The organism is Pseudomonas sp. SDO5591_S426 (assembly GCF_054070755.1).
Map to the genome: position 1 here is coordinate 1 of NZ_JBSVXD010000073.1, position 26,788 is coordinate 26,788.

27 protein-coding genes are annotated in these 26,788 nt (G+C 57.6%); 12 read left to right on the plus strand and 15 right to left on the minus strand.

Going from position 1 to position 26,788, the window contains the following annotated elements; all coding sequences use genetic code 11:
* Positions 1-270: 270 nt before the first annotated feature.
* On the minus strand, positions 271-2,130 hold the full coding sequence (locus ACW9JC_RS15945; protein ID WP_457455950.1) for an ABC transporter ATP-binding protein: 1,860 nt from the start codon (positions 2,128-2,130) through the stop codon (positions 271-273).
* A gap of 140 nt (positions 2,131-2,270) precedes the next feature.
* On the opposite strand from ACW9JC_RS15945, the gene ACW9JC_RS15950 reads away from it, so the two are divergent.
* Complete coding sequence (locus tag ACW9JC_RS15950; protein ID WP_338581525.1) at positions 2,271-2,531, plus strand: hypothetical protein; 261 nt, start codon at positions 2,271-2,273, stop codon at positions 2,529-2,531.
* Between the two features lie 332 nt (positions 2,532-2,863).
* On the opposite strand, the gene ACW9JC_RS15955 is transcribed toward ACW9JC_RS15950, so the two are convergent.
* Positions 2,864-3,130: a hypothetical protein gene (locus ACW9JC_RS15955; protein WP_457455992.1), complete on the minus strand. Its 267-nt coding sequence runs from the start codon at positions 3,128-3,130 to the stop codon at positions 2,864-2,866.
* On the opposite strand from ACW9JC_RS15955, the gene ACW9JC_RS15960 reads away from it, so the two are divergent.
* Both ACW9JC_RS15960 and ACW9JC_RS15965 read left to right on the plus strand, forming a co-directional pair.
* Positions 3,087-3,665 carry a hypothetical protein gene (locus ACW9JC_RS15960; RefSeq protein ID WP_457455952.1) on the plus strand — a complete coding sequence of 193 codons (579 nt, stop codon included), beginning with the start codon at positions 3,087-3,089 and terminating at the stop codon, positions 3,663-3,665. The genes ACW9JC_RS15955 and ACW9JC_RS15960 overlap by 44 nt on opposite strands.
* 111 nt (positions 3,666-3,776) lie before the next feature.
* Positions 3,777-4,973, plus strand: coding sequence for a patatin-like phospholipase family protein (locus ACW9JC_RS15965; RefSeq protein WP_457455954.1), 1,197 nt, complete (start codon positions 3,777-3,779; stop codon positions 4,971-4,973).
* Positions 4,974-5,094: 121 nt separating this feature from the next.
* Here the strand turns inward: ACW9JC_RS15965 and ACW9JC_RS15970 are convergent, their stop codons facing one another.
* Together ACW9JC_RS15970 and ACW9JC_RS15975 are read right to left on the minus strand one after the other, a co-directional pair.
* Positions 5,095-6,036, minus strand: a complete 942-nt coding sequence (locus ACW9JC_RS15970) for an AEC family transporter (protein WP_338581365.1) — start codon at positions 6,034-6,036, stop codon at positions 5,095-5,097.
* Positions 6,037-6,140: 104 nt separating this feature from the next.
* The gene (locus ACW9JC_RS15975) at positions 6,141-7,247 is read right to left on the minus strand and encodes a mandelate racemase/muconate lactonizing enzyme family protein (RefSeq protein ID WP_457455956.1); all 1,107 of its coding nucleotides are present in this window, start codon (positions 7,245-7,247) and stop codon (positions 6,141-6,143) included.
* Between the two features lie 261 nt (positions 7,248-7,508).
* On the opposite strand from ACW9JC_RS15975, the gene ACW9JC_RS15980 reads away from it, so the two are divergent.
* On the plus strand, positions 7,509-8,243 hold the full coding sequence (locus ACW9JC_RS15980; RefSeq protein ID WP_457455958.1) for a FadR/GntR family transcriptional regulator: 735 nt from the start codon (positions 7,509-7,511) through the stop codon (positions 8,241-8,243).
* A 128-nt stretch (positions 8,244-8,371) separates the two neighbouring features.
* On the opposite strand, the gene ACW9JC_RS15985 is transcribed toward ACW9JC_RS15980, so the two are convergent.
* Positions 8,372-9,394 (minus strand): LLM class flavin-dependent oxidoreductase, encoded by a 1,023-nt coding sequence (locus tag ACW9JC_RS15985; protein ID WP_457455960.1) that lies wholly within the window; start codon positions 9,392-9,394, stop codon positions 8,372-8,374.
* Between the two features lie 107 nt (positions 9,395-9,501).
* The gene (locus ACW9JC_RS15990) at positions 9,502-10,410 is read right to left on the minus strand and encodes a LysR family transcriptional regulator (RefSeq protein ID WP_338581369.1); all 909 of its coding nucleotides are present in this window, start codon (positions 10,408-10,410) and stop codon (positions 9,502-9,504) included.
* A gap of 161 nt (positions 10,411-10,571) precedes the next feature.
* Here ACW9JC_RS15990 and ACW9JC_RS15995 point away from each other — a divergent pair, with 161 nt between their 5' ends.
* The 4 genes from ACW9JC_RS15995 to ACW9JC_RS16010 all read left to right on the plus strand — a co-directional run bounded on the left by ACW9JC_RS15995 (position 10,572) and on the right by ACW9JC_RS16010 (position 13,604).
* Positions 10,572-10,898 (plus strand): hypothetical protein, encoded by a 327-nt coding sequence (locus tag ACW9JC_RS15995; RefSeq protein ID WP_457455963.1) that lies wholly within the window; start codon positions 10,572-10,574, stop codon positions 10,896-10,898.
* A 124-nt stretch (positions 10,899-11,022) separates the two neighbouring features.
* Positions 11,023-11,628, plus strand: a complete 606-nt coding sequence (locus tag ACW9JC_RS16000) for a flavodoxin family protein (RefSeq protein ID WP_457455965.1) — start codon at positions 11,023-11,025, stop codon at positions 11,626-11,628.
* A gap of 17 nt (positions 11,629-11,645) precedes the next feature.
* Positions 11,646-12,293: a DsbA family oxidoreductase gene (locus ACW9JC_RS16005; RefSeq protein WP_457455967.1), complete on the plus strand. Its 648-nt coding sequence runs from the start codon at positions 11,646-11,648 to the stop codon at positions 12,291-12,293.
* A 345-nt stretch (positions 12,294-12,638) separates the two neighbouring features.
* On the plus strand, positions 12,639-13,604 hold the full coding sequence (locus ACW9JC_RS16010; RefSeq protein WP_457455969.1) for an alpha/beta fold hydrolase: 966 nt from the start codon (positions 12,639-12,641) through the stop codon (positions 13,602-13,604).
* Between the two features lie 97 nt (positions 13,605-13,701).
* Here ACW9JC_RS16010 and ACW9JC_RS16015 read toward each other — a convergent pair whose 3' ends face one another.
* Positions 13,702-14,532: a type 1 glutamine amidotransferase domain-containing protein gene (locus ACW9JC_RS16015; RefSeq protein ID WP_457455971.1), complete on the minus strand. Its 831-nt coding sequence runs from the start codon at positions 14,530-14,532 to the stop codon at positions 13,702-13,704.
* A 345-nt stretch (positions 14,533-14,877) separates the two neighbouring features.
* Between ACW9JC_RS16015 and ACW9JC_RS16020 the strand changes: the two genes are divergently transcribed.
* Positions 14,878-15,324, plus strand: a complete 447-nt coding sequence (locus ACW9JC_RS16020; RefSeq protein WP_448108269.1) for an NUDIX hydrolase — start codon at positions 14,878-14,880, stop codon at positions 15,322-15,324.
* Between the two features lie 75 nt (positions 15,325-15,399).
* On the opposite strand, the gene ACW9JC_RS16025 is transcribed toward ACW9JC_RS16020, so the two are convergent.
* Complete coding sequence (locus ACW9JC_RS16025; protein WP_457455989.1) at positions 15,400-15,873, minus strand: RNA polymerase sigma factor; 474 nt, start codon at positions 15,871-15,873, stop codon at positions 15,400-15,402.
* 179 nt (positions 15,874-16,052) lie between these two features.
* Between ACW9JC_RS16025 and ACW9JC_RS16030 the strand changes: the two genes are divergently transcribed.
* Complete coding sequence (locus ACW9JC_RS16030; RefSeq protein WP_457455973.1) at positions 16,053-18,305, plus strand: TonB-dependent siderophore receptor; 2,253 nt, start codon at positions 16,053-16,055, stop codon at positions 18,303-18,305.
* Between the two features lie 262 nt (positions 18,306-18,567).
* Here ACW9JC_RS16030 and ACW9JC_RS16035 read toward each other — a convergent pair whose 3' ends face one another.
* The 7 genes from ACW9JC_RS16035 to ACW9JC_RS16065 form a co-directional block, all read right to left on the minus strand.
* Entirely contained in the window at positions 18,568-19,575 is a 1,008-nt protein-coding gene (locus ACW9JC_RS16035; protein WP_457455975.1) for an alpha/beta fold hydrolase, read from the minus strand.
* 52 nt (positions 19,576-19,627) lie between these two features.
* Entirely contained in the window at positions 19,628-20,050 is a 423-nt protein-coding gene (locus ACW9JC_RS16040) for a hypothetical protein (protein WP_457455977.1), read from the minus strand.
* Complete coding sequence (locus ACW9JC_RS16045) at positions 20,047-21,363, minus strand: alpha/beta hydrolase (protein ID WP_457455979.1); 1,317 nt, start codon at positions 21,361-21,363, stop codon at positions 20,047-20,049. The genes ACW9JC_RS16040 and ACW9JC_RS16045 overlap by 4 nt, the downstream gene beginning before the upstream one ends.
* A 286-nt stretch (positions 21,364-21,649) precedes the next feature.
* Positions 21,650-23,290, minus strand: a complete 1,641-nt coding sequence (mqo, locus tag ACW9JC_RS16050; RefSeq protein ID WP_457455991.1) for a malate dehydrogenase (quinone) — start codon at positions 23,288-23,290, stop codon at positions 21,650-21,652.
* A 239-nt stretch (positions 23,291-23,529) separates the two neighbouring features.
* Positions 23,530-24,456, minus strand: coding sequence for a Gfo/Idh/MocA family protein (locus tag ACW9JC_RS16055; protein ID WP_457455981.1), 927 nt, complete (start codon positions 24,454-24,456; stop codon positions 23,530-23,532).
* Between the two features lie 79 nt (positions 24,457-24,535).
* Positions 24,536-24,940 (minus strand): DUF488 domain-containing protein, encoded by a 405-nt coding sequence (locus tag ACW9JC_RS16060; RefSeq protein ID WP_457455983.1) that lies wholly within the window; start codon positions 24,938-24,940, stop codon positions 24,536-24,538.
* Positions 24,941-24,946: 6 nt separating this feature from the next.
* Positions 24,947-25,759, minus strand: coding sequence for a cupin domain-containing protein (locus ACW9JC_RS16065; RefSeq protein ID WP_457455985.1), 813 nt, complete (start codon positions 25,757-25,759; stop codon positions 24,947-24,949).
* A 134-nt stretch (positions 25,760-25,893) separates the two neighbouring features.
* Here ACW9JC_RS16065 and ACW9JC_RS16070 point away from each other — a divergent pair, with 134 nt between their 5' ends.
* Entirely contained in the window at positions 25,894-26,412 is a 519-nt protein-coding gene (locus tag ACW9JC_RS16070; RefSeq protein WP_457455987.1) for a carboxymuconolactone decarboxylase family protein, read from the plus strand.
* A 26-nt stretch (positions 26,413-26,438) separates the two neighbouring features.
* Positions 26,439-26,690, plus strand: coding sequence for a glutaredoxin 3 (gene grxC / locus ACW9JC_RS16075; RefSeq protein WP_416126732.1), 252 nt, complete (start codon positions 26,439-26,441; stop codon positions 26,688-26,690).
* Positions 26,691-26,788: the final 98 nt, after the last annotated feature.

The following is a 26,788-nucleotide window of genomic DNA, read 5'->3' on the forward strand; positions in this document are numbered from 1 at the left end:
GGCGTGAATCCAGCCGCTTGTCTCGCCAGTTAGTAGCCGTTTTGGCCGCTGACGCGGCCCAAACGGCATTACGAACGTCTACGTCACTAACTAAGCTAATTCGCGCTTTCGCCCGCTGATTCCATAGGCAACCCTCGCGACTCTCATTTTTGAGGTGTTTAGCGCGTTTTGACACAGCCTGGGTCGTTAGCTGCCCTTTAAAACAGGCAGCCACGGGTCTGAGCAGCCCTCCCCGACTGACAACGATCGAACCCCGCACACCCTTCACACTCACACCTGATCCATAGCCTCGACCACGCCCTGATCCTCCCCCAGAAATCCGCCACTCTGGTGCTGCCAAAGCCGCGCATAGATGCCGTTCTTCGCGAGCAATTCGGTGTGGGTGCCCTGTTCGATGATGCGTCCGTCATCCATGACAACCAGTCGATCCATCGCCGCAATCGTGGACAGCCGATGGGCGATGGCGATCACGGTTTTACCCTCCATCATTTCATCAAGGCTTTCCTGAATGGCCACTTCGACTTCCGAGTCCAGCGCGCTGGTGGCCTCGTCAAGCAGCAGAATCGGGGCGTTCTTGAGCATCACTCGAGCAATCGCGACGCGCTGGCGCTGGCCGCCCGACAGCTTGATGCCGCGCTCGCCCACCAGGGTGTCGTAGCCGGTGTGGCCTTGCCGGTCGCTCAGTTGGCTGATGAACTCATGGGCCTGGGCACTGGCCGCGGCGCTGCGGATCTGTGCGTCGGTCGCATCGGGACGGCCATAGGCGATGTTGTCGCGAATGGAACGGTGCAACAGGGAAGTGTCTTGGGTGACCATGCCGATGGCGCTGCGCAGGCTGTCTTGTGTCACTTTTGCGATGTCTTGCCCGTCGATGCGAATCTGCCCGCTGTCGACATCATAGAAGCGCAGCAGCAGGTTGATCAGCGTGGATTTGCCTGCGCCTGAGCGACCAACCAGGCCGATTTTTTCGCCCGCGCGAATGTTCAGGCTCAGGCCGTCGAGCACCTGGCGTTCGCCGCTGTAGTTGAAGCTCACCTTGTCGAAAGTGACCGCGCCGCCGGAGGTCACCAGCACGCCCGCGTCCGGCGCATCTTGCACCTTGGGGCCGCGGGTAAACGTCGCCATGCCATCCTGCACGGTGCCGATGCTCTCGAACAGCGAGGTCATTTGCCACATGATCCAGTGCGACATGCCATTAATACGCAACGCCATGGCGGTGATTGCCGCCACGGCACCTGCGCCGACCTCACCCTGATGCCATAACCACAGCGCATAACCGCCGGCGGCCATGATCAACGCCACCACCAATGCCTGGTTGACGATCTCGAACTGGCTGACCAGGCGCATCTGGCGAAAGCCGGTTTGCTTGAAATCCTCCATCGCTGCTCGCGCGAAGTGCGCTTCGCGATTGGAGTGGGAGAACAGCTTCACCGTCGTGATATTGGTGTAGGCGTCCGAGATACGCCCGGTCATCAGCGACCGCGCATTGGCTTGTTCCTGGCCGACTTTCCCCAAGCGCGGCACGAAGTACAGCATGGCCAGCCCGAACAACACGACCCAGGCAACGAAAGGCAGCATCAGCTTCAGTGCGAAGCCGCCGGCCAATGCGATGATCGCGATAAAATACACCCCGATCCCGGGGGCGATCTCGATCAGGGTGAATAGAACGTCGCGCACCGCTAGCGCAGTCTGCATCACCTTGGTGGTGACCCGGCCGGAAAACTCATCGGAAAAAAACGAAAGGCTCTGCCGCAGCATCAGGCGATGGAAATCCCAGCGCAGTCGCAACGGCAAGTTAATCGCCAATATCTGGTGCTGCACCATGGTGCGCAACGCCACCAGCCCGACACTGGTCACCATGACGATGCCCATGCCCCACAACACGCGGGTTTCCTGCGCAGCCGCCTCGCCACCTGCCTGCCAGGTCGAGAGCAGGTCCACGACTTGCCCGAGGAAGGAAAAAAGCCAGGCTTCGTAAATCGACACAGCGGCACTGAGCAACGTAAGCGCAAGGATGTAACCGCGGGCGCCCCGCGTACAGGCCCACAGGAATCGAGCCAGGCCGTTGGGTGGCGGTGGTACCTCGTCGGGCGGGAAAGGGTCGAGTCTTCGTTCAAACGCACGAAGCATGGTGTTCTCCAAAACGATCAAGTTGAGGGGATTCTGCCAGCGTTGGAAAATGACAGCTAAGCTTCTTTCTAATTTCGGGCGTATTGAGCAGATTGCGTTTTGCGTGGTAAGTCCTTCGCAATCGTCTCGGAGGGGAGCCAATGAAACGCTATGCAATGCTCATCGCGATCTCTTTGCTGACCACGGCTTGTCAGAGCACAAATGACGGCATCACCCGACTCGACAATTGTGTCTGCTATAAATCGCCCGAGAATAAGCATTTGCAAGCATCGCAAATAGCCTGGAAAGACCCCGATACGCTGCAGAAACAGTTCTCGCATTGCGTTTGCCGAGCCTTGATTGACCTGAAGGAATTCGATGATCCCGGTAAACTTTTCGTGCCCGGGACGCAAATAAAATGAGTGTCGGATCAAGCTATGCCATGGCCCCATCAGCGAAGGTCGACTTTTACCCCTGACTTCAGGGCCGTAGAAGCGCTTCATGAATTTCGATTGAAGGAACAGCCCCCTCCCCTCGCCGACTATCGAGCCAACGCCTGGTTTTGCTCACATCGAATATTTGACCTTGCTCCATCAGCATCATGAGGAGCTCATCCGACACGCGATAGCGACCACAGTCCGGACAATCCCGCTCTTCCCAGGGGCCGTGACATTGAATGCGCTGCGCAGTACCGACACATATAAGACAATTCATCGCGATCACCATAGCCGGGAGTGTGTCAGACGGTCGCGAGCTAATCGTGATCGTGTTTGAAGTCACCGCCGAGCGTGTTGAGAAACGGGTGATGGGTCGACAGGAAACCCCAGGCAGAGTTCGATGGCGTGTCGCTTACAGTACAAACAGGTCGCATCCACTGCTTCGACTGACCGCTTTCGGCTCCTTGCAGGTCGACTGCCAGGGGCCATTTTTCCACTGCTATGCTGATTGCATCTGTTTCTGCACTAGAGACGATCAACATGGCAGCACAAAGCAGGCATTCCCCGTTCAGGTTCAAGGCCATGGCCTACTCGGCTGGAGTTTTCCTTGTCGCTTGGGCTGCCATAAAGCTGCTCGACACTCACTTCGACCTGACGTTGTCAGCAGATACCACGGGCTGGCTACTGCGTTTTTGGGATTGGCTCTCGCTGGAAACGCCAATGCCGAATTGGTCACTGATGATTATCGCGATTTTACTCAGCACTATGTCTGTAGCGATTTATTACGCCCGGATCACTGATGGAACTTACGGCGAGTTACACGAGATAGAGCGGAAAGTTTACAAAAAAAACAACCCTCAATTTCCAAAGCTGACAGATAACCAAACGCTGCTGATGGAAGCATTGGCCTATCATGCGAACTTCAGAAAAGTTGCAAACCTGGACTCGATTTGCAAGCTTGTCTCACTCAGCACATTGGAAGTTGAAGCCGGTCTAAAGCAACTCCAAGCGAAACGTCTTGTGGAGCAAAAAGTGACAAGGGGCACATTCGGCGCCACCACTTTTGAACTGACCTTGGCCGGTAAGGATTATGCATTGGAGAGACTTAAACTAACGTAGGACAGACCGTCGGCTTCCCTGTTATCGGAGAGCGTTGGGATAGAGGGAAGTTTCGTCGCGAGTGAACGATGAGCGCATTGGCTGTCGACCGGCAAGGCCGGAGGAGGCAATTTGAAACCGTTTCCGCTCAGACCTGGCGCCTCTTTGGACATGTTTCTTCAAGCGTGTCTGCCTCGCCGAGACGCGGTGCCGCCAACCTTGACGGAAAAAGCCATCATCCCGGGCATCCCTGATGCTCGCTACAGGCTGGACCATGACCAGACCCCTTTCATTGAGGATGCGGTTCAGTCCAACAAACGTGAGAGCCTGTTGCTCGCCGAGGCCGGGAAGCCGAACGATGTCCTGCCTGTCGCACACATGCTGGCAGTTTCCGGCGGCGGAGATGCAGGCGCATTCGCAGCGGGGCTGATTGCCGGATGGACCACGCATGGGTCCCGCCCCAGGTTCAAGGTCGTGGCGGGCATTAGCGCGGGCGCCCTCGTCGCCCCGTTCGCCTACCTGGGGTCTGAGTACGACGGCGTGATTCGTTACGTATCCAATGCAATTGGGCCAAAAGACATTTTTCATTCGCGAAACGTGTTAACGCGTTTTGCCAGCGACGGTATCGCGGACAGCAAGCCACTGTCGCGGCTCATCGCAAAATACGTCACGGCAGAGATTCTTGCGGCGATTGCGCTGGAGTATTCCAAAGGACGAATTCTGCTGATCGGCACCACTGACCTTGATTCAGGGCGGCCAGTCACCTGGGACATGGGCGCTATTGCCGCAAGCCAAGCACCGGGAGCGCTCGAACTCTTTCGCAGCATCATGCTCGCTTCCATGAGCATTCCCGGTGCAGTCTCACCGGTCATGATCGATGTGGAGGTGGACGGCAAACAGTTTCAGGAAATGCACGTGGACGGCGGGGTCATCACGCAAGTGTTTCTATACCCACCTAACACTGTGATGGCGCTGAGCAAAGCCGTCGGAGCCCCTTTGCGACTCGACCGCCATTTCTATGTCATTCGTAACGGGACACTGGAGCCACAGTGGTCCGGGACCAAACGACGTACGTTGAGCATCGGCGGTCGCGCCATCAGTGCGTTGATTCAAACTCAGGGGATCAGTGATCTGGAGCGAATTTACCGTATGGCGCAGCAGGATGGAGCGGATTTCAATCTTGCGTACATCGGCTCCGACTTCAACTTTCCGCACCTTCGAAAATTCGATGGCGAGTACATGAAGCGTCTATTCGATTACGCCTTTCAACTCAGCGTAAAGGGCTATCCGTGGCATAAATCGCCGTACTCGGAGAACACCAAACGATAAAAACCCGCTAATAGATTGAGGCAGCCTGGCGCATCCGCCCAAAAACGGCAGTGAGCGGAACAAAATCAGGCGTGGTATTTCAACACGAGTGCCTCATACCCCGCCTTTTCGGGACCAGCAGTCAAGCTGCGGCAAGTCCTCCATCAATCAGGTAGATCGCGAAAGAAAAAGTCACGATCGACAACACCGTACTGACCAGGATGGAGGTCGCGGCTTCACTCTGATAGGCGCCGGTCTGGTTCGCGAACATCGCCGGGATGGTCGCCGACGGAAGCGCACAAAGCAGGATCATTTGTTGGGCATAAAGTCCATGGGTGCCCAGTACCACAGTGGCGGCGAACATCAACACCGGGTGTACGAACAGCTTGAGCCCAAGGTTGCCCCACACCTCACCTGACATTTTCAACTTCTCGGACGACATGATCAGTCCCAGGCACAGCAGGGATACACCAGGCGTTGCCTTGCCGAGAAGATTGAGTGACTCCGCAGCAATCGGCGGCAGCTTGACCTGCAGCAGTGAAATCAGAATGCCAAGGGCCGGTGCCCACATCAGCGGACGGCGTACCGCTCCCGACAGGCTCGACACGAACGCCTGGGTGCCACTGCCCTTTCCATCGGCAATGGTGAGCAACATGGTCGTCAGGGGGATCATCACCAGGCTGGCGACCAGGTTCAGCACCAGCACCGAGTAAATGCTGCCGGCTCCGTACATTGTTGCGAGGATCGGGATGCCCATGAAGGCCGCGTCCGGGTAACCATTGACGAAGCCCTTGAGCGTTGCGACCTTGAGATTGCGCGTGGTGAACCAGCCGATTGCGAGCGCGATCGTGTACATGCCCATAATGCCGATAAACGTAGCCACGACGAATTTGAAGTCGAAGAGCTGTTCACGAGGCGTGCTCGCCATCCCGACAAACAGCAGTGCCGGGAAAATCCAGCCGAGTACCAGCCGGCTGATCAGCAGGCTGTCCGAATGGGTAAGCCGTCCGCGCTTGCCGGCGATGTAGCCAAGCGCGATCACAAAGGCGACGGGCAAAATTGGCCCTACGATTCTGTCTAACATGTGCTCAATCCTCGTATTTATTTTTATCAAGAATGTCGTCGTGGTTGATCGACGCCGATACGGCGGCCTCGATCAACGCGGCAATGGCCAGGCGGCCGTTACGGTTAGGGTTTGAAGCGATAGTCCCGAATGACGTCCTGGTCCGGCTCGATTCCTAGCCCAGGCCCTTGGGGTACGTCGATGCGGCCGTTACGCGGAATGATGGCGTCGCCATAGAGCTGCGCTTCGAGATCGAAGTAACGCCATTCGACCAAGGACTTCGCGCCGCCGAGGGCGGCACTGCCATGCACGGCGGCCAACAGTCCCGGGCCGTCATAAAAGGCGTGGACCATCACGGTGACGCCATGCGCATTGGCCAGCGCATAGACTTTTTGCAGTTCGGTGATGCCGCCCATTTTTGCCGGGCTGGGCTGGATGAAATCGACCGCGCCGGCTTCAAGCAGATGCTGGAAGTCCATCAGCGTCGAAGCGTTCTCGCCGGCTGCAACCGGGATGCCGCCGTGTTGGCGCACCCTCGCCAGACCCGCATAGTCTTCCGGCGGCCACACCGGTTCTTCGATCCAGCGCAGATTCAACGGACGTAGCTTCTCGGTCATATCGAGCGCTTCGCGAACCGACCACGGGGCGTTGACGTCGAGGGTGATTTCCACGCCGGGACCGGCGGCTTCGCACGCGGCGCGGATTACATCTGCATTCACTTCATGCAACTTGAGATGACGGAAACCGCTGTTGACCGCGCGCTGCACATTGACCCGAATCAGTTCAGGGTCGGCATAGCGGATCAAGCTTGCATATGCCGCCAGCGACGTGGCCTCGCTGCCACCCAGCAATTGGTAGATCGGTTTATCAGCCGCTTTGCCGGCGATATCCCACAGCGCGATGTCAATTGCTGACAGGCCATAGATGAATGCGCCACTGCGACCAAAGACGTGAAACTTCTTCTGCAGATCCCCCTGCAGTTTTTCGCGCCGCGTCACATCACTGCCGATCAGCTCAGGCGCGAGGATCGTGTCGATCACGACTTGCACTGCTGGTATCGCGGTGAAGCCGAAGGTTTCGCCCCAGCCGACGATACCCTCGTCCGTGGTGATTTTAACCACCAGGGAATCGACCATCTGCAGGTCTTTCGGGCCCCAGACGCCGCCCGCCGACGGACCACCCGTAGTGAAGGGAATCCGAAGCGGAATGGTTTCGATGCTGGCAATTTTCATAGGACTTCGCCTCAAGCAGGTTGCAGGGTGGCGCGGCGATTTCGGGATTTCGCTCGTGCCGGGTTGAGGACAACGTACATGACGTCCTGTTGTCCTTCAACTGAACAACTACTGCTTTTTGCTAGACCTTCGTCTAAATATCACTTAACTATATGTTTTTATTGGTTATTAATTTTATTAGCCACAGTGAAATTCAGTTTTAACTGTTGGGAACAAGTCTTCTGATGTAGATTAAGAAGACAAGTGGAAGGGATGAAAAGAATGAGTGAAATGAATGTGCAACCCGTGGCGCGGCGTCCTCATCTGGCTGAGCACATCGCCCGCTCGTTGAGCGACGAGATTGCGTCCGGCCGACTACGCCCGGGAGACCGGTTGCCAACCGAGCAGTTTCTCTCGCAAAACTTTGGCGTCAGCAGGAACGTCGTGCGCGAAGGGATTGCCACGCTTCGAGCTCAGGGGTTGATCCAGTCCCGCCAAGGCGTTGGCGTATTCGTCTCGGCCGCAGCCCCATCGCCGGAGATTTCGCCCGAGCGCGACAGCGCGCCGTTGCTGGACGGTGACAATACGATTCGCAACATGTTCGAAGTGCGGGCCGTCCTGGAAAGCCAGGCTGCCGCGCTTGCGGCGTCGCACATGACGCCCCACAAGCTGAAAACGATCCAGGCTGCGGTCCTGCGAATGCAATACGTAGGTGAACCTACGCTGGACACTGTGAACGCCGACCTCGACTTCCATCGGGCCGTGGCCGCAGCGTCTGGCAATGACTATCTCGAGACAATGATTCGCACAGTGCTCGAGCCAATGCGGGCACTGATCACCATGAACTTTGCGCGACGAGGCCCAGTGTTCAGCAATATTCCGCATGCAGCACGCGGTGAGCATGAAGATCTCGTGCAGGCGTTGACCGATGGGAATGCGGCGGCGGCACGTCAGATCATGGGGCAGCATATCGTCAGTGCAGCATCCCGATTCGGCTACGAAATCGATTTCTTCTAGTGACAAATAGACGATGGCGGTTGTCTCGTTATCCTACAAGTGAGCTGCCACTACTGCCTGATACCTGATACACATGCCCGACCGTGTTGCGACGAACAAACATTGATCCTCCGGCAGTGCGTTAGGCCTCAAACGTGCGACGGGAAGTGCGGCAAGATGTACTCGCCGAGCTCGTCAAGAATCTCGCCGTAGGGCTGGCGACTGACCTTTGGGTTGAGCGCGATATGCGAAACACCGGCCGCCTGCGCTTGCTCCAGGTAGTTACGCAGACCGTTGCGCCCGGCCCGGAAGCCACCCTGGATGCGCTGGAATGGCTGGTCCGGGTTATCACTGAGGTCGAAATAACCGCCTAACCCTAACGGCTTGAACGCGTTGCGACCTTCGAACTCGCGCACTTTGGCGTGCCAGGTCTCGCCCAACGATGCCAACCGCTCGGGGCTTTGCACCCCGGCCAGATAGCCATCAAGGTGTTCGGCCAACCATTCAACGCTTTGCTGCGCCTGGCCGACAGCGATTGAAGGGACGCGCCCATACGGCGCTTTCGGTACCAGGTCGAGATTGCCGGATGAGCCACCGAATCGCTCGGAACGAAAGCGCGGGAAATCCTGCTCGATCAGGGTGCGGAACACCGAAAAGGCATCACGATAGCGTTCACCACGGGTTTCAAAATCGATACCCAGCATCGGGTAGTCGCTATATCGATCGCCCGATGACAGCCCCAACACCAGGCGCCCTTCGCTCAACTGATCCAGGGACGTCGCCTGCTTGGCCAGGTACATGGGCTCATGGGTAGGCAGCACGATACCGGTGGTTCCCAGGACGATGCTGCGTGTGGCAGCGGCGAGGAAGCCGATGTAAACCAGGGGTTCAAAAATGTGCGCCACATCGTTGTACTCCGGGTCAAAGAAAGGAATGTCACGCATCCACAGCGCGCCAAAACCTAACGCCTCGGCGCGTTGCGCCATTTCCACGTGACCACGCATGGTCGGTGCCGCTCGGCCGGCGTGGGTTTCGAGGGGTAAAATCAGGCCAACCGTCAACGCCTGCGGATGAAACAAGCGTTGAAAGCCAGGATGACGTTCAAGCGCAGGATGGGCCGTCGGTAAGGCGGCGGGTTGCACTTGTGGCGAACGTTGGGTGGCGATAGTCATGATGGCAGTCTCGGTGAGTGGCGATGACTGACATATTTATTGAATCCTCATCTCGGATAAACCACACCAACAGACCATCACAGGGTCCACTGAGTCCCCAATATTTTTCAGGCTTCCCAAGGCACTCCTGATTCCCAGCGCTCAATCAACAGGTCAATAAACGCGCGCACGCGCGGGGACAATTGGCGCTTGCTCGGGTAGACAACCCGGATGGGATCGGGTTGTGCACGGTAAGGTTTGAGTACTTCCACCAACGTCCCCTCGCGCAAGTCGTTTCCAGTGATATAGGTCGGTAAGTGAATCAGGCCAATGCCAGTCAGCGCCGCTTCGCGCATGGCTTCGGAGCTGTCGATGTTTAGCCGACCTGGCTGTTCGTACAAATAAAGGCCGGTGGGTGTCTGGTAACGCCAGACACTGGCCTGGCCACTGATGAAAGCGATGGTGTCACGCCCGACAAGTTCCTCAGGTGTTTGCGGTACACCGCAACGGGCCAAATAAGACGGCGAGGCACACGTTGCGAACTGCTGCCAACCCACGGTGCGGGTCAATAGTTGTGAATCATCTTTTGGCGTGCCGATGCGGATGGCTATGTCGATACCTTCATCTACCAGGTCGACATAACGATCAGTAAACCAGACGTCTGCGCGAAGCTCAGGCCACTGTTTCAGATAAGCATCCAGAATCGGCAGGATATGACGCTGGCCGAAGGAAAGTGGGGCTGTGAGTTTAAACGTGCCGGTCGGTCGCCCACGGCGCAAGGCCATGGTTGCATCCACCTCATCAAGGTCCTCGAGAATTTGCTTCCAGCGCTCATAGGCGACCTGCCCTTCATCAGTCAGGCTCAGTTTGCGCGTCGTACGATTTAACAGCCGTGCTCCCATCCGACCTTCAAGACGAGCGATACTTTTACCTACAGCCGATCGGGTCAGACCAAGTGAGGCGGCCGCGGAGGTAAAACTTCCAGCCTTCACAGCGCAGACAAACGCAGCAATGTCACCGAATCGGTTGGCTTCCATTGGTAGCTTTACTCCAGTGCATACTTACGTTGTAGCGGGACATAACGCCCGAAAGATTGGTGCTTTTGCTGCTGCCGCTGGATCACAAATGATTGTCCCAGCCAAGGAGGTAGTGCCACAGAACCCCAGGCGCTGTCGACTCATGTTTTATCTCCTGCTGATTGGCCATTGAGTGGCCGATTATTGCTGTCGGTGATCACATCCTGTTCGGCAGTGATGTGCCGGATTTCTTCCTCACCCACTATGACTTCGTCCCCCCGCTGACTGACACCACCAGCCCTCCCAACGGCCCGACCGGTTTGCCGCCGCTGACGGACATGCTGGTGACAAAAAAGCTTGTCCGGCTCGCCAATTGGCCGCCCGGTAATACGGCGACTGGCTTTAACCTTCCCCCGTTCCAGATCCCCACCTTACCTGGCTATTACGTGAACCTGATTAGTTACCCTATGTATCAACTGATATGCCTGATCGTCCGTTTATCTAAATAATCGACATAAATATAGTGACCCCATCGTTCTCCAGAAATACAGCCAGGATTTTTTCCTAAACAATCATACGATCGCTGTTGGCTGGCCGGCAGAAGACGGGAATCACACAAAGTTGAGCACTGACATGACCACAAAAGTTGCCGTTATCTATCACAGTGGATATGGGCACACCGCCAATGTCGCAAAAGCTGTAGCCCGCGGTGCGGAAGGTGTTGAAGGCACAAAGAGCCTGCTTGTGCAGGTCGAGGATATTGACCAGCACTGGGACGCCCTGGAAAAAGTGGATGCCATCATCTTCGGCTCCCCTACGTACATGGGGAGCGCATCGGCGCAGTTCAAAACCTTCATGGACGCCACCTCTCGCCACGTATTCGCCAAAGGCGGTGTCTGGGCTGACAAGGTTGCTGCGGGATTTACCAATGCGGCATCGCGTTCGGGCGACAAATTGGCAACGTTGCAGCAACTGAGCATTTTCGCTGCCCAGCACTCAATGCACTGGGTGAATCTCGGTCTGCCACCTGGACACAACAGCTCGACCACCACGGAAGAAATGCTGAACCGCGACAGCTACTTCATTGGTGTTGGTGCCCAGTCCAATTTCGATGAAGGACCGGATGTAGCCCCCAAAAATCCTGACATCCTGACGGCAGAGCACCTCGGCGCCCGTGTAGCACGCGTAGCCCAAGAGCTTGTAGAAGGCCGTCGCAGCCTCGCCCAACAATTCTCTTGAAAAGCAGAGGACTCTCCATGAGCACGCCTATACGCGTTGATTTCATTTCCGACGTTGTTTGCCCCTGGTGCGCAATCGGCCTGGGTGCATTGGAACAAGCCATTCAGCGCCTGGCAGATGAAGCAGTCGTCGAGATCAATTTCGAACCTTTCGAGTTGAACCCGAATATGCCTCAGGGTGGGCAAAACGCGGTCGTGCACATCATGCAGAAATACGGAAGTAACGCAGCAGACATCGCGCGAGGTCAGGACAGTATTCGCTCTGGCGGAAACAGCGTTGGATTTCACTTTGATTTCGATAAAAGAACCCATTTCTACAATACGTTCGATGCGCATCGATTGATGTTTTGGGCCGATCTTGAGGGAATGCAGCGCCCTCTTTCCCATGCACTTTTCGCGGCTTACTTCACCGATGGGCAGGACATCAGTTCACATAAAGCGCTGGCCAGCATCGCGAGCAGTGTTGGTTTGTCTGAAGATCTGGCCAATGAAGTTCTTTCTTCGAATCTGTATGCCAACGAAGTGCGTGAGCGTGAGTTCTATTTCACCAGCCGCGGCATTCATTCCGTTCCTGTCGTCGTACTCAACGGCCGTCAAATAATCACTGGCGCTCAAACGGCGGATTACTACGAGCAATCACTTCGAAAGATCGCTGCTCAAAATTGAGGCACAGACAGGCCGCAATCCTTAGGGCCAAAAGCTTCGATGATCTCTCGGATCGATACTCTTGAAACCCGATTTCTCCTTTCTGGTCACCGCAGAACTCCACCTTTCGCTGCGGTGACTTTTTTTTGTGAGGCTGCAGGTCCGAATGAACCGGATGACTGTTTCGAGAATTACTTGGGACAAGTCATTCCCACAGGTGGGCGCCGGGATTTTTTGTGGGTTGTGTATCGCTGTGTAAGTTTGATTGGGAACATACCGGCGATTACAAAACCGGTACAGGGTGGATACATCGAGGTGGCACAGTTTTCCCACACCTCCTTTCCACCCTTCACTCGGAGCCCTCCGATGAGTAAATTGCTGTCTGCCCTGGCCCTTGGTTGCGCCTTGGGTTTGTCTCTTTCCAACACTGCACAGGCTGCCGAATCGGCGGGGTATTCCACAGAGCAACTGGCGGTTGCGTACCGCAGTATAAAGGTAGATGACCTGACGATTTTCTACCGCGAAGCCGGTCGGCCGGATGCGCCGACCTTATTGCTGCTGCACGGCTTTCCCAGTTCTTCACGCATGTATGACCCGCTACTGGCGCGGCTGGCTCAGAATTATCATCTGGTGGCTCCGGACTATCCGGGCTTTGGTCATAGCGATGCGCCGGACCCCAAGGGGTTTGCCTATACCTTCGATCATCTGGCCAGTGTGATGGAGCATTTCACCGAGGCGTTAGGGCTGAAAAACTATGCGCTGTATGTGCAGGATTACGGCGGTCCGGTTGGCTTCAGAATGATGCTGACTCACCCTGAACGGGTACAGGCGCTGATTGTTCAGAATGCAGTTTCCCATGAGGATGGTTTGGGGCCGTTGTGGCAAAAACGTCGTGAGTTCTGGGCCAATCGGGCGGCGAACGAGGCGGGGCTACGGGCGAGTTTTTTCTCCTTCGCGACCACTCGGCAGCGGCATGTGGGGGCCAACCCGAATCTCGAGGTTTTCAATCCGGATCTATGGACCGACGAGTTCAACTTCCTGAACCAGCCGGGGCAAGCGGATATTCAGAGCGATCTGTTCTACGACTATCGCAACAACGTGGCCAGCTATCCGAAGTGGCAAGCGTGGTTGCGCGAACACCAACCACCGACGCTGGTGGTTTGGGGAAAGTTTGATCCATCTTTTGATGTGGCTGAGGCCGAAGCGTATCGCCGGGATTTGCCGAATGCCGAGGTTCATGTACTGGAGGCGGGGCATTTTGCGCTGGATGAACAGCCAGGGCAGATTGCCGGGTTGGTGGGGGCGTTTCTTGGTAAACACATGAGGGAGTGATGTCGGCTGGGCTGACAAGGTTAAGACGGTGGTGCTGGAGTCAATGCAAATCGACCCCAGCACCTACAACCGGCTTACTCGAAACGACCGACCAGGATTACTTCATTTTCGCCAAGATGGCCACGGCGACTGCCTTGGCCGACTGTGGGTTCTGGCCGGAAATGACTTCACGGTCTTCGATCACGTTCTCGCTCCATGGCTTGGCTTCGGAGAAGTTGGCACCGGCTGCCGTCAAGCCATCCTGCGGGAACAGTTTCATATGGCCGCCGCCGAGGAAACCTTTGGCCTGCTCCTCTTCCGCGTCGGTGAAAGCGGTGACTTTGTAGCCCTTGTAAATCCAATTGGCTGGCGCTGCCGGATGTTTGCCCGATTCCAGCGCGGAGACAAAGCCGTGCGCGTCCGGGATCGCCGACAACATGGCTATGGTGCCATGACAGGTGAAGCCGGTGATCTTGCCTTTTTCATGGAAGTTGGTCAGCAGTTGGCCCAGCTGCTTGTCCTTCAGCAGATCCTGCATCGGGATATGGCCGCCAGGCACGAATACGGCATCGAACTTGTCGTAGCCGATTTTCTGAACCTGCGCGAAGCTGATTGCCGGCGAGCCGCTCTTCGAGGTCAGCTTCAGCGTGTCCAGCAGCGCGAGACTTTCCTGACGGGCCTTTTCATCGCCGCCCCAGAAGCTCACATCATTGGATTTCTGATCCGCGGTTGGCGCCTTGCCGCTAGGGGTGGCAAATACGACGGTTTGACCCGCCGCGATGAAGGTCTGCACAGGTTGCATTAATTCGTTCAGGAAGAAACCTGTTTGCATGACCTTGCCGTCTTTCAGGTCCAGTTGATCCTGATCCGACAGTACAACCAACACCGTGCCGGCGTTGGCATAGTTAGCGGCAGCGGCTAGCAGGGCAGCAAGAATAGTTTTTTTCACGCGATTCTCCAGTAGGGATGGTTGTTGGGGCCATCTTATTACTAGAGCAGAGAACGATAGAGTCCTTGAATCGAATTTCACTTGTTACATTGAGTAATCAATATTTGCAACTTACGTCCTTGAAGTGCTTGGTCAGGAGCTAGAATTTTCTTGGCGCAAACTCCAGGTCATAGCTGTTTGCAGCAAGGGATCTGCTTATGCAGCGCATCGTCATACTGAGCAACGCAGGAAATGGGAAATCCACACTGGCCCGTGATATAGACCGTCTCCATTAATGAATACAGACCCAGATGGCTTCGCTTACCTGGGCTTTCACAATCCGCTTTATAAAAAGGAATTTTACCGGTGTCCGAACATCGCATTCGCCCCCTCGCCCTCTGCATCTTTCATCATCGTGGCAAGATTTTGGTCAATCAGTTTCACGATACCGAGGAACAACGAACCCTCTATCGTCCCATCGGCGGCGGCATCGAATTTGGCGAGAGAAGTGCTGATGCGATTGTCAGGGAGGTTCAGGAAGAACTGGGTTTGTCGATTCATGGCGTTCGCCTGCTGGGTACTCTGGAAAGCCTTTTCACCTACGCCGGCAAGCCAGGGCACGAAATCGTCCAGATCTATGACGCGACATTCGACGACGTGCTTGTCTACGAAAAAAACGAGATAGAAGGTCAGGAAAGCAACGGGGCGGTTTTTCATGCCAAATGGTGCGACAGCACGAACTTCAGTCCCGCCTCCCCTTTGGTGCCTGAAGGCTTGCTCGACCTGCTCAAGTCCCTTTCGCTGCTGAAGTAAGCCACAGAGTGAGTGCGACCGTTGATGGAAACCGTCGGCACTGGTGACCGGCGGCTTTCACCGAGCCAGGTACCGTTATGCCCCGATCAGGCGGGCACGACAGTGCTGCATCCCTTTGGCGATCTGCTTTTCGATGGTGCGCTCCTTGATATCCAACTGCATAGCGATCTCGCGCAGGGTGAATCCTTCGCAACGGGAAAGCAGAAAAACTGCACGGTATTTTTCCGGCAGATCGTCCAGCGCATCGGACAGTCTTTCCAGTTCCTGACGAATCCCGGCAGCTTTGTCCGGTGGTGACAACGGGCACTCCACTTCTTCGGCCAACTCGATTTCGCCCAGGTAACGGCCATGGGTCGTATCTTGTCGCTGCTTGTCCAGCAACAGGTTGATCGCCGTGCGATAGAGATAGGCCAACGGCTTGTCCGGCTGCTTCGTAGAGTGCCTGGCTGCACGCAGCCACGTTTCCTGAACGATGTCCGACGCAGTGACCGCTGAGCCCGCTCTGCGCTGGATGTAGGCCTTGAGTTCCTCGTAGTGGATCTCAACCATTTGGGCCAAAGAAGGACGTTTACAGGAGGCCATTTTGAGAAAAGTTCGGGTCAGGGAATGTGCCGGACGCTACCACATATGATAAATATTCTCAAATAGGTATAAAACCCATTCCGCAATTATTAACGCATGCGTATGATAGCGATTCTCAAATAACACTAATTCATATGTGAGTTCGCATGTCCGCCCCAATCTTCCTGTGTGCAGAAAACACCGTTGCCCCGCGTTCGTCCCTGGCACTCCGGCCTCTGGCTCTCGCAGTACACATGCTTGCGGCCGGTATCACCGTCGCGGCTCCGTCCTTGCAGGCGGCGGAAGCAACTGAGCAGACGACTGAAAGCGCTTTGACCTTGAACCCGATCGCAATCACCGAGACTGCCAACGCAGAGCAAGTCGGGGTTACCGAGGGCACTAACTCTTACACGACGGATGCTGCGCGCACGGCCACGCCGTTGACCATGTCGCTGCGCGAAACACCGCAGTCCGTCAGCGTCGTCACCCAACAGCGCATTCAAGACCAGGATCTGAAAACCATCCTCGACGTGGTCAACAACGCCACCGGTGTGTCGGTCAATCGCTATGAAACCAGCCGTGCCCAGTTCAACGCCCGTGGTTTTGAACTCAACTCGCTGATGATCGATGGCGTACCGACCATCTATGAGCAGCCATGGAGTTCGGGTGAGATTTTCAGCAGTCTGGCCATGTATGACCGCGTTGAAGTGGTACGCGGCGCCAACGGTTTGATGACCGGCGCGGGTGACCCTTCCGCATCCCTCAACATGGTGCGCAAGCGCGCCAACAGCAAGGAACTGAAGGGTTCGGTAGAGCTGAGCGCCGGTACTTGGGACACCTATGGCGTCGAGACCGATGTGTCCACGGCGCTGAACGAGGAAGGCACGATTCGCGCGCGCTTTGTCGGGGAGACCAATGAGGGCGACACCTGGATCGACATGAACTCGAACAAGCGCCAGACCCTTTATGGCACGATGGACATCGACCTGACGCCCGACACCACCTTGTGGTTCGGCTTGAGTCATCAGGAAAGCAACGCCGAATCTCCAATGTGGGGTGGCCTGCCGGTCTGGTATGCCGATGGCAGCCGCACTCACTGGAGCCGCTCGAAGACAACGTCTGCTGACTGGAGCAAGTGGGACACCACTTACAAAACCTACTTCGTCAACCTCGACCACACGTTTGCCAACGACTGGCAAGTCCACCTCAGCTACAACCGTGGCGAGCGAACCGGCGACTCTTCCCTGCTGTATCTCTCCGGCAATCCCGGGCAGAACGGCAGCTCTGGCATGTTCTCGTTCCCGGCGACCTACAAGACCGAGACGACCCAGGACGACTACGGCATCCGCTTCAATGGCCCGTTCACGTTCCTGGGCCGCGAGCACGAAGTGGCCTTCGGTTACGTGGACAGCAAACAGAAGTTCGACGCCGATGCACTCAACGCGCAAACCGGGTTTGACGGGGTCGCAGACTTCGATGCCTACAACGGCCACTTCCCCGAGCCGATCTGGGGCCCGCGGACTGACTACGGCTACAGCGAGACTCGCCAGAAAGGGCTTTACGCAGCCACCCGCCTGAACGTGACCGACGATTTGAAAGTGATTCTCGGCGCCCGTGAAAGCTGGTACGAGAAGACCGCCGATGACGTGTTCTCGGAAGTGAGCAAGACCGATGTCGATCACGAGCTGACGCCTTATGCCGGCGTGGTCTACGACCTCACCGACAACCTCTCGGCCTATGCCAGCTATACGGAAATCTTCCTGCCGCAGTCGGTACGCGACCGCAATGGCCAGGAACTCGACCCGATTGTTGGCGAGAGCACGGAATTGGGCCTCAAGGGTGAATACTTCGGTGGCCGCTTGAACGCCTCCGCGGCGATCTTCCAGATCAAACAGGATAATCTGGGCAAGAACACCGGCGAGCTGATCGACCCTGCGAACCCCGTCGGCGGCTTCGCCTACGAGGCCACCAAAGGCGCGACCAGCAAGGGTTTCGAGCTGGAAGTGTCCGGTGAAATCGCCACCGACTGGAATGCCACCGTCGGTTACACCCAGTTCAAGGCTGAAGACGCCCATGGCGACGACGTCAACACCCTGTACCCGACCAAGTTGCTGCGCACCTTCACCACCTACCGTCTGCCAGGTGTGTTCAACAAGCTGACCATTGGCGGTGGGGTTAACTGGCAGGACTCGATCTATACCTACGCCACCAACCCGGCCGGCAATTCCGAAAAAATCCAGCAGGATGCCTATGCACTGGTCAACCTGATGGCTCGCTACGAGATCACCGAAAACCTCTCGGCCCAAGTGAACGCGGACAACGTTACGGATGAGAAGTACTTCGACATCTTCGATGCCTACGGTGCGCTGACTTACGGTGCACCACGCAGCATTACGGCTTCAGCGAAGTATCGTTTCTAAGACACAACACTGGGTGGCCAGGCGCTGTGCCTGGTCTTCCTCAGCTCCGCTCACAATATTTTCACAACCGTCGGCGTACGGTAGATCCCACTCCTTTTGTGATTCCCGGCCCGCACTCCCCATCGCGGGCTTTTTTTTGCCTGCACTAAAGCTTCATGCAACCATCCAAAAGCAGCAGGCCCGTTGATACAACGAATGATGTCGTGCGCGTCGGGTCGGTCAGTTGGCTTCAAGCAGCTGTCTGCTACCAACTCCGCGAGGTTCATACGGATCGTCCCCCCAGCCACTGATCGAGCCTGGGCCACATCCGCTTGACCGCTGCCGGCCCCGCTACCAGGCTGACATGCCCGCCCGGTAGCATCAGCTCTTCCTTGTCGCGCGAACCCACGCGGGCCACCAGAGGCTGCGCACAATCGGGCGGCACCAGGGAATCGTACTGCGCGATGATGTGCAGCAGCGAAGCCTCGATGTTCTTCAAATCGACCGCTTGACCACCGATGCGCAAGCCACCTTCGTACAGCGAATTCTTTAGCCCGAACTCTTGGTGGATCTGCCGGAAGTACTCGCCGGGAAGCGGCAAGGTTTCGTCATTGAAACGCGCCATCATGCGGTGTCCCCTGACGTAGTCGTCGTTCCACATGTTGTCCCAGAGCCGGGCCTGGCCGGCAATGCGGCCTGCGGGGCGATGCAATTCAATCGCCTTGATAATGGCCTCAGGCGGGACCAGCCCCGTCGCATCAATCAAGCGTTCGGCCTTGAAGTGACGCTGTTTGGCCAGGGGCATCTTCGTCCAGTCGATGGGCGTCGTGAAACACACCAGGTTCTTCAACGGTCCTGCGGGATGCAGCGCGGCGTAAAGCGTCGCCAGCACACCGCCCATGCAGTAGCCAATCAGCGTGATGTCTTCCACGCCCGAGTCTTGCTGCACGCGGCGAATGCAATCCGGAATGAAGTCGAGCACGTAGTGGTCAAGCTTCAGATGGGCCTCTTCCCGGCTTGGCGCATTCCAGTCCATCACATAGACGTCGTAGCCCTTTGCGAGCAGAAACTCGATCAGGCTCTGCCCCTTTGTCAGGTCGAAGATGGCCGCCTTGCTGGTCGTCGCCATGACAAACAGCAACGGCACGCGATAGATCTCGTCCGATGTCGCGTGATAGTGGTACAGGCACAAGGTGCCGCGACGGTGCACGAGGGTCTTGGGCGTCAAGCCCACCGCTGGCGGCGGCGTGCTCAGGTACTCGAGCCCCTTGAGGCCACGCTGGACCATCATGCTGACCTCCGAACGGAGTCTGTCGGTCAACGATATGTCAGCGATCTTGTTGTCATGCGGCCGGCTCATCGTCACCTCCTGCCTTTCGTTTGCGCTTGGATGCCGGTTTGAGCGGTGCCGGGGGCACCTCAGCCAATGGGCGCCGCGTGCGTGGCGGTTGCGGCGCAATCGCCGGATTGCTGGGGGCTGGAAGCAATTGATCGAGCTTGTCCTCTACTCGCCGCAAAGCGGCGGCCAGGGCGTTGACTTCGGCGCGGCTGGGCAGGCCCATGCGCTTGTGCAAACGCTCCAGCGATGTCTGCGACAGGTGCTGCAACCCGAGCGCGACCTTCGAATATTGGTCGATCACAAGACCGACTTCTTTTGAATCGATGTTACGGGCGGCCAGGGCATTGACGCCGTTCTCAAACCGGGTGATGGCCTCGCGATACAATTTGAACGGATCCGGTAATGCCATGACGTAGTCCTCGATCAAGGTTTCACAGTGCAGTTTTTGTCTGACGGCCAGGTTTGGCGCGCGGCCAGTCGGTCCAGGCCGGAAATGGCTTTGTGCCGGATGATGACGGGGGGCAAGAGCCAAGGCCTGATCAACAGTCGGCAAGCGCTGGCCGCCTTTGGCGATAGCAGACGCAGCAAGGCAATACCCCAGCGTTCGGTGACAACCCAGGTGGTCAGCGTGGAGGTTGCCAACTCGTCGGCGGTGGCGCGCAGGCGCGAATGCCTGCGTGGCCCCCTGTCGGCGATCTCGATCGTCCTGTCCGCAGCCGGTTGTCGGGCGAACGCCGTCGTCAGTGCATTGCCGATGCGCTGCAATGCATCGCGGCTGGCACTGTTGACCGAATCAAAATTGAGGAATCCGTGGAACTGGCCCCCGTAGTGCAACAGCTCCACCGGCACGTCGGCTGCTCGCAGGCGGGCGGCATAGTCCAGGCCGTCATCGCGGATCGGATCGAAACCGGCACTGACGACGATTGCCGGCGCCAAGCCGCGCAGGTCCGGGCTGCGGCGCGGGGAGTACCAGGGATCAAGCAGGTCCAGCGTATCGAGCGAAGGCGCCAGCGTGCGCTCGATCCATTGCATCGCATGATCGGTCAGCAACGCACGCCCGTAGGCGTTCTCCGCGTAGGAAGGGAATTTCTCCACCAGTTCGGTGGCCGGGTAAACCAGCACTTGCAGGCTCGGTAACGGGCCGCCGCGACGCAGACTTTCCTGGGCAACGGCAGCACAGAGATTGCCACCCGCCGAATCGCCGCCAATCGCCAGGCGAGTCGTATCGATACCCAACTGCGCGCCGTTTTTTGCCATCCACTCGAATGCCACGAGTGCGTCGGCACGGCCCGCAGACAGGTCGTGCTCCGGCGCCAGTCGGTAGCGCACGGCAATGACGATGCAGTTGGCGGCCAGCGCGATGCTGCGGCAGATGCCGTCAGCGGTGTCCAGATCGCCAATGATGAACCCACCGCCAAAAAACCACATGAATGCGGGCCGCAGTTGCTGCGTATTGTCAGGTTTGAAGATGCGCAGGGCGATGTCACCACCCGGCCCGTCGATCAGTTGCTCGGTCACGGAACCCACCGGCGGATTGCGCGCGAGCGCCAGCGCCGTCAATCGCCAGCCCAGGCGCAGTTTGGGCAGCGAGTAATCTTCAGCGCGGCGCAGGCTCATGGAGAGGTTGGCCAGGCGCAGGAACGCACGGGCCTCACGGTCAGGTTGATGTGCGCGCAACACGCGAGGCATACCGATAGCCGGTCGCTCAGGGTGCACCTTTGGTTTTTTTTGGTTTTTCATTGCCACTCCATTCGCAGGGAATCCGTATACCGCGCAGCAGCAATAGCTTACTGAGCGCCACGGCTGCGGGGGCTACCCTCAATGGGGGGTAAAGCAAACCAGCCATCGGTTAATGAGCTGGCAGGTAAGGATTACGTATTGGAGAGACTCAACTGACCTAGTTGTAGCCACACGGGCGTAGCTCTGTCCTGGAACCCTCCTGTACGAGGAAACGACCCGCCAATGCCAACTCCGCGTCGCCCCACTGAAAAGCCCGCTGACGATTAACGTCCAGCGGGCTTTTTGATCACAGCGCCATGTCAGCCGCTGCATTGTCCTTTGCGGGACTGGTCGCTTCTTTTTCAACATCCGGCGTGGCGACCTGGCTGATCGCCGGTGGCGGCATCAGTTCCAGCACCTTGGCGGTGTAGGCCCACTCCTGCGCCACTTTTTCCGGATCGTCATTGAGCTGGGTGCCGTAGCTCGGCAGGATCTGGTGGAGTTTCTCCTGCCATGCCGGCGTCGCGACTTTGTCTTTGAAGACCTTCTGCAGCAGGCTCACCATGATCGGGACGGCGGTCGACGCGCCGGGGGATGCACCCAGCAACCCGGCAATGGTGCCGTCCTGGGACGTGACAATCTCGGTGCCCAGTTTCAGGACGCCACCGGCCGCTTCGTCACGCTTGATCACCTGTACGCGCTGGCCTGCCTGCCACAGACGCCAATCCTCGGCTTTGGCGTTGGGAAAGTATTCCTTCAAGGCATTGATACGATCCGCGTCCGACAGCATCAGTTGACCCGCGAGGTACTGGACCAATGGATACTGCTTGATGCCAACGCGGGTCATCGGCCACGCATTGTCTGTGGTGGTGGTACTCAACAGGTCGAGATAAGAACCCTGCTTGAGAAACTTGGTGCTGAAGGTGGCGAACGGGCCAAACAGGATCAGGCGCTTGCCGTCGAGCACGCGGGTGTCCAGATGCGGAACCGACATCGGTGGCGCGCCCACTGAAGCCTGGCCATAGGCCTTGGCGAGATGGCGCTCGGTAATGGCCGGATTTTCCGTGACCAGGAATGAGCCGCCCACCGGAAAGCCTGCGTATTCCCTGGCCTCGGGAATCCCCGACTTCTGCAACAGCTTCAGCGCACCACCGCCCGCACCGATGAACAGGAACCGGGCGTCGGTGACGGTTTCGCTACCATCCTTGAGGTTTTTGTAGCTGACGCGCCAACTACCATCGTTGTTATGGGTGATGTCCTGCACTTCGCTGGACAACTTCAGGGCAAAACCGGGAGAGGTTTGCAGGTAACCGACCAGTTGCCGGGTCACTTCGCCAAAATTCACGTCGGTGCCATTGGGGTTCCACGTGGCGGCGATTTTCTGCTTCGGATCACGCCCTTCTATCATCAGCGGAACCCATTTCTTGATGACAGCCGGGTCCTCGGAATACTGCATGCCGCGAAACAACGGGCTGGCCTGCAACGCTTCATAACGTTTTTTCAGAAAGCGCACGTTGTCCTCGCCCCAGACGAAGCTCATGTGCGGGGTGGAATTGATGAACGAGCGCGGATTCTTCAGCACGCCTTGCCTGACCTGCCACGCCCAGAATTGCCGGGTCAGCTGGAAGCCTTCATTGACTTCAACAGCCTTGTTGATCGTGACTTTTCCGTTCTCGTCCTGCGGCGTGTAATTCAACTCAGCCAATGCCGAATGGCCTGTACCTGCGTTGTTCCAGCCATTGGAGCTTTCAAGCGCCACACCGTCGAGACGCTCGACCATTTCCATGGAGAGCCCCGGCTCGAGCTCATGCAGCCAGACACCCAAAGTCGCACTCATGATGCCGCCGCCGATCAGCAGTACATCGACTTTTTTGGCCTCTTCGGCGTGCGCATGCACAGCGCCAAATGACAGGGTTAAACCGGCAAGGACGTGTTTCAGTTTTCTCATGTTCATCATGTGATTCTCTCGCGAATTCACGGTCATCCCTGCCGCTTGGTTGGCTCACTCGTTGGTGGTAGGCGGGTAAAACCTGACGGGAAACTTCGAGATCAAGCATCACGTGAATCGGATTTGCCCCCACGCTCGACACCCCGATGAACATCAGGGTAACGAGGATCAAGCGACCCTGTGGGGGTGTTTACTTCCTTTTTGTGCCAAAGTGCATTTAATTACGGCCAACCCTGCCGTTAATCGTAAAACGCCTCAACCGAAACACGACTGCCAACAAAAAAACTGTCGGCAACCAGTCGCAGCGGCTGGAGGTCGAGGTCACTGGCCTGGTCGCTGATCAGCTGTTGAAAGTGTCGATACACCGCCGCGTACTCGCCCTCTTCCGATACGGTCTGGCGCACGCCATCGATGCTCAACAGTGCGCCACCGTTGTCCAGTCGCAGGACGCCTTCGGCGCAGCGAATCTCGATGCTCCAGAGTTCGTCATGACCATGGTCGAAATCGAATTCGGCGCGGACGTCGAGGTGGCGTGCGTCAGACATTTTGATGGAAGCGGAAATCGGTGACTGGCAGTTGCTCGGGACGCGCAGTTCGGCGGACTCGACAAACAGCGGCAGCGCCAGCAGATGGGTTGCAATCGACAAGGCATTGATGCCCGGATCGAAGACGCCCAGGCCGCCGGGTTGCCAGATCCACGCCTGGCCGGGGTGCCACTTGCGCACGTCTTCCTTCCAGTCGATCTGTACGCTTTGCACGGTGCGGCTGGCCAGCCAGTCGCGGGCAGCTTCGATGCCGGGCGCGTAGCGTGAATGCCAGGCGAACAGACCGCTGACGCCTTGCGCCTCTGCCTGGCTCACCAACGCCATCGCTTCACCCAGGGTGGCGCACGGTGGTTTTTCTACCAGTACGTGTTTGCCCGCGGCGAGCGCTTGTTGCACCAAGGCGAATCGCCCTTGCGGCGGCGTGCAAAACGCAATCGCATCGACCTGCGGGCCGTTTTCGAGCAGCTCGCCAAGGGACTGAAAGTTCTCCACCCCGGCGCAGGGCTGCCCTTGCGTGGCGACAGCCACCAACTGGAACGCCGGGTTGGCGTTGATCGCGGGAACGTGTTGATCCTGGGCAATCTTGCCGTAGCCCACCAGACCGAGACGGATCGGTTGCATCAATGACTCCTGATTTTTTGTTTTTGGTCAGCGAATTGGCGAGATTACGTTTGTATCGCGCGGAAGTCATTTTCGCTTTTCAATAGTCCGGAAATTCATCCCGATAACACACCGGTGAACTGGAACCGCCGTATCGATCAAGTTCATCCTCCAGCCACTGAACAAGCACGATCGCGTGGTTTTGCAGTGGGTCTTTGGCGGTGAAAACCAGGGTCAGCGTCACTGTGTCGACGTACGGCAAAAGCGCCCACCAATGCGCCGGCTGCGCGGTTAGCTCCTGACGATAGGCTGCGCTGAACCGGTTGAAATCCAGCGCCCCGGTATCGAAAGCGTTCTGTAGATCAACCGATGGCGCGACATCGGGCAACCAGTCATCCAAACGCAACGAATCCTTGGGGCAATCTAGCGGCCACAGGCGATCCACCAGAATGCGCCGCCCATCTTCGGGCGTGGCAGGCTCGCCGCTACTCTTGCACTGGATCATGACTTGTCATCCTCTCCACTCGCGCGGGCTGACCCCGGTCTTGCGGCGAAACGCCCGAGCCAGTGCCGAAGGGCTTTCGTAGCCGACCTCTTCAGCGATCAGCGCAATCGGCTTGCCTTCGCGCAAGCGTTTCTGCGCCAGGCTGATGCGCCAGCTCACCAGATAATCCACCGGTGCCTGCCCCACTACCCGCTTGAAATGTTCTGCGAAACTGGCGCGGGACATATTGGCCGCCGCTGATAATTCGGCCACGCTCCAAGGCTTGCCCGGTGCTTCGTGCATGAGGTTCAAGGGGCGTGCCAGGCGCGGATCGGCGAGGCCGGCCATCATGCCCGGCTGTTGATTGCGGCTGGTGAGGATGTGCCGCAACAACAGGATCACCACCAGTTCGAACAGCCGATCCATCACCGCTTCACGGCCACAGGTGCCCGCGAAAGCTTCGTCGAACAGCCATTGCAACGTGCTGGCCAGGGTGGGGATTTCATCGAGCTTGAGCACCAGATACTCCGGCAATGCCGAAGCGAGGGCATTGCCTGAGCCGCCATCGAAACTCAGCGATGCGCACACCAGTTGCGTGGCGGACGCCTCTGAAGCGAACAAACGATGGCGATACGGCCGAGGGAAAAAGATCAGCGTCGGCTGGGTCAGTTGCAGCTCGCGCTCGTCACCCAGCTTCAGCGCGACCTCGCCGGCCTGCAGCAAGTGCACATGCCCGCACACCTGAGTGCCATCGAAGGCGGTCGTGCCGCAAAACGTGCCGCTGTGGAAAGTGCCGGCGTTGACGCCGAAATGCGTGAGCAAAGTGGACAAGCGATCCATGGGTAGGCTCCCGGGAGCAGTTCTGGACGATCTGTCGCATATCGTCGACGATTTGCATCCAATTGACCAGAGCGAATCACTAGCATGGACTCCGTACCCAGCGCCTGTCGCGCTTGAATCCTCGGAGAGTCACCATGACCCGCATTGTCCCTGTCAGCCTCGAACACGCCACCGACGCCACCCGCCCGCTACTGGAAGGTGTGCAGAAAAAAATCGGTTTCCTGCCCAACGTCTTCCGCGTGTTGGCTCTCGCCCCCGCCGTGCTGGCCTCGTACCTGCAAAACTCGGCGGCACTGGGCAAGACATCCTTGAGCGCTACGGAGAAGGAAGCGATCTTCCTCGCCACCTCGCAAGTCAACGGCTGCGATTACTGCCTGGCGGCGCACACGCTGTTTGCCGGCAAGGCCGGGCTCTCCAGCCAGGAAATCCTCAGCGCCCGCGAAGGCCAACTCGACGCCTATGCCCTGCTGGCCAAACAGGTCACTGAAAGCCGTGGTCACCTGAGCAGCGATCAGATCGCCGCCGCCCGCGCCGCCGGGATCAATGACGCGAAGATCATCGAAGTGATCGCCCACGTGGCCTCGCAGACGCTGACCAACTACCTGAACAACGTCGCCCTGACCGATATCGACTTCCCGGCCATCAACGCCTGATCAACCCCGCTGCGGAGAATACGAGCATGAACACTGTGACCCTTTACACCACTGACACCTGCCCTTACTGCCGCAGCGCCAAATCACTGCTGGCCAGCAAAGGCGTGACGATGCACGAGATCAACATTCAGCGTGAGCCGGGCAAACTTGAGGAAATGCTTGAGCGCAGCGGTCGTCGCAGCGTGCCGCAGATTTTCATCGGCGACGCACACATCGGCGGCTTTGATGACCTGGCAAAACTGGATCGTCAGGGTGGGTTGATGTCGATGCTGGCCTGAGCCTGTAGGAGCGAGCCTGCCTGCTCGATTTCGTGAACAACGCCAAACCCTGTGGGAGCGGGCTTGCCCGCGAAGACGTCGGCACATTCAATATTGAT

Excerpts from the sequence above, each read along its gene's own strand:
- ACW9JC_RS16030 (WP_457455973.1), top strand. The coding sequence starts at position 16,053 with ATGTCCGCCCCAATCTTCCTGTGTGCAGAAAACACCGTTGCCCCGCGT.
- ACW9JC_RS16035 (WP_457455975.1), bottom strand. The coding sequence starts at position 19,575 with ATGATGGTCCAGCGTGGCCTCAAGGGGCTCGAGTACCTGAGCACGCCG.
- mqo (WP_457455991.1), bottom strand. The coding sequence starts at position 23,290 with ATGAGAAAACTGAAACACGTCCTTGCCGGTTTAACCCTGTCATTTGGC.
- ACW9JC_RS15980 (WP_457455958.1), top strand. The coding sequence starts at position 7,509 with ATGAGTGAAATGAATGTGCAACCCGTGGCGCGGCGTCCTCATCTGGCT.
- ACW9JC_RS16065 (WP_457455985.1), bottom strand. The coding sequence starts at position 25,759 with ATGGATCGCTTGTCCACTTTGCTCACGCATTTCGGCGTCAACGCCGGC.
- ACW9JC_RS15950 (WP_338581525.1), top strand. The coding sequence starts at position 2,271 with ATGAAACGCTATGCAATGCTCATCGCGATCTCTTTGCTGACCACGGCT.
- ACW9JC_RS15960 (WP_457455952.1), top strand. The coding sequence starts at position 3,087 with ATGGCAGCACAAAGCAGGCATTCCCCGTTCAGGTTCAAGGCCATGGCC.
- grxC (WP_416126732.1), top strand. The coding sequence starts at position 26,439 with ATGAACACTGTGACCCTTTACACCACTGACACCTGCCCTTACTGCCGC.
- ACW9JC_RS15985 (WP_457455960.1), bottom strand. The coding sequence starts at position 9,394 with ATGACTATCGCCACCCAACGTTCGCCACAAGTGCAACCCGCCGCCTTA.
- ACW9JC_RS15945 (WP_457455950.1), bottom strand. The coding sequence starts at position 2,130 with ATGCTTCGTGCGTTTGAACGAAGACTCGACCCTTTCCCGCCCGACGAG.
- ACW9JC_RS16070 (WP_457455987.1), top strand. The coding sequence starts at position 25,894 with ATGACCCGCATTGTCCCTGTCAGCCTCGAACACGCCACCGACGCCACC.
- ACW9JC_RS16055 (WP_457455981.1), bottom strand. The coding sequence starts at position 24,456 with ATGCAACCGATCCGTCTCGGTCTGGTGGGCTACGGCAAGATTGCCCAG.
- ACW9JC_RS16060 (WP_457455983.1), bottom strand. The coding sequence starts at position 24,940 with ATGATCCAGTGCAAGAGTAGCGGCGAGCCTGCCACGCCCGAAGATGGG.
- ACW9JC_RS15955 (WP_457455992.1), bottom strand. The coding sequence starts at position 3,130 with ATGGCCTTGAACCTGAACGGGGAATGCCTGCTTTGTGCTGCCATGTTG.
- ACW9JC_RS16005 (WP_457455967.1), top strand. The coding sequence starts at position 11,646 with ATGAGCACGCCTATACGCGTTGATTTCATTTCCGACGTTGTTTGCCCC.
- ACW9JC_RS16000 (WP_457455965.1), top strand. The coding sequence starts at position 11,023 with ATGACCACAAAAGTTGCCGTTATCTATCACAGTGGATATGGGCACACC.
- ACW9JC_RS15970 (WP_338581365.1), bottom strand. The coding sequence starts at position 6,036 with ATGTTAGACAGAATCGTAGGGCCAATTTTGCCCGTCGCCTTTGTGATC.
- ACW9JC_RS15975 (WP_457455956.1), bottom strand. The coding sequence starts at position 7,247 with ATGAAAATTGCCAGCATCGAAACCATTCCGCTTCGGATTCCCTTCACT.
- ACW9JC_RS16045 (WP_457455979.1), bottom strand. The coding sequence starts at position 21,363 with ATGAAAAACCAAAAAAAACCAAAGGTGCACCCTGAGCGACCGGCTATC.
- ACW9JC_RS16010 (WP_457455969.1), top strand. The coding sequence starts at position 12,639 with ATGAGTAAATTGCTGTCTGCCCTGGCCCTTGGTTGCGCCTTGGGTTTG.
- ACW9JC_RS15990 (WP_338581369.1), bottom strand. The coding sequence starts at position 10,410 with ATGGAAGCCAACCGATTCGGTGACATTGCTGCGTTTGTCTGCGCTGTG.
- ACW9JC_RS16025 (WP_457455989.1), bottom strand. The coding sequence starts at position 15,873 with ATGGTTGAGATCCACTACGAGGAACTCAAGGCCTACATCCAGCGCAGA.